Annotated in this window: 1 protein-coding gene; it reads left to right on the top strand. The window is 59.2% G+C overall.

The features are described from left to right. Window positions 1-81: 81 nt before the first annotated feature. A partial coding sequence (locus tag NKH17_RS33285; protein WP_352973538.1) for an ISNCY family transposase occupies window positions 82-1,406 on the top strand: 1,325 nt, incomplete at its 3' end.

Here is a 1,406-nt window from a genome sequence, read left to right as displayed (position 1 = left end):
TATTGGCGCAAAGTTAAAATGTCTTGATTCTGCAAAGTAGGAATGTCGCCCTGCTCGCTGTCGAGCGAGGGAGACGGCAGAATGGGATTGATCCTCATGAGCGAGCGCGAGCTGCAACGCATTGAGGTGCTTTCGAAAGTTGTGGAGCGGCGCACGACCATGGTGTCGGCCGCACGGGTGCTGGGACTGTCGGCTCGGCAAGTTCAGCGTCTGTTGAAGACCTTCCAGGCTGAAGGCGCTGCGGCACTTCGGCACAAGGCTCGAGGACGACCATCGAACCATCGATATTTCGCCGGCGTCGGCGAGTTGGCGATCCAGTTGGTCCGAGAACATTATCTCGACTTCGGCCCGACCTTGGCGGCCGAGAAGCTGGCCGCGAACCACGGCCTGGTCGTGTCGCGCGAGACATTGCGCAAATGGATGGCGGAGGCTGGGATTTGGCTGTCGCGCAAGCAGCGCCGGACATTCCATCAGCCGCGTTTGCGCCGGGAATCTTATGGCGAGCTGGTGCAGATCGACGGCAGTGATCACCGTTGGTTCGAGGAGCGCGGCGACCCATGCACCCTGCTCGTTTTCATCGATGACGCGACCGGCAAACTCCAGCAGCTTCGCTTTGTGAAGTCGGAGAGCACGTTCAGTTACTTCGAGGCCCTGGAGCTTTATCTGAAGGCGCATGGTTGCCCGATAGCGTTCTATTCCGACAAGCACACGGTGTTTCGGGTGGCGAGGGCCGAGGCCAGCGCCGGCCGCGGCATGACGCAATTCGGGCGAGCGCTTTCCGAACTCAACATCGAGATCCTGTGCGCCAATTCGAGCCAGGCCAAGGGCCGGGTCGAACGTGTCAATCGCACGCTGCAGGACCGGCTTGTGAAGGAACTGCGTCTTGCTGGCATCTCAGATATTGAAGAAGCCAACGCTTTTCTGCCGGCATTCACGACCAGCTTCAACGACAAGTTTGCGAAGATCCCTACCCGGCCGGACAATCTGCACCGTGTCTTGAACATGCCGGCTGATCGACTCCGCGACCTGCTATGCAAACGCGAGCAGCGCTATGTCGGCCAGCAATTGTCTTTCTCCTATGAACGCAAGCAGATCATGCTGGAGAAGAATGATATCTCATGCGGGCTAGTCGGCAGATATGTCGACATTTACGAGTTCGCCGACGGTCGCCTGGATGTTCGGTGGAAGGCATGCTCCCTGCCCTACACTGTCTTCGACAAAGAGCAGCGCGTCACCCACGCCGCGGTCACCGAGAACAAGCGGCTCGGCGAAGTGCTGACCTGGATCAAGGCTCAGCAGGACGAGGCGCGGCCTCCGCCGAAGATCAAGACCAACAGCGAACAGATCGCTTACAGGAAGCGCGGAACGAAGCCGGGCCGCAGGACGGATTTCATGAATGATCCTGC

Source organism: Mesorhizobium sp. M1334 (assembly GCF_040317995.1).
Lineage (GTDB): Bacteria > Pseudomonadota > Alphaproteobacteria > Rhizobiales > Rhizobiaceae > Mesorhizobium.
This window is presented reverse-complemented; position numbering and strand designations above follow the sequence as displayed.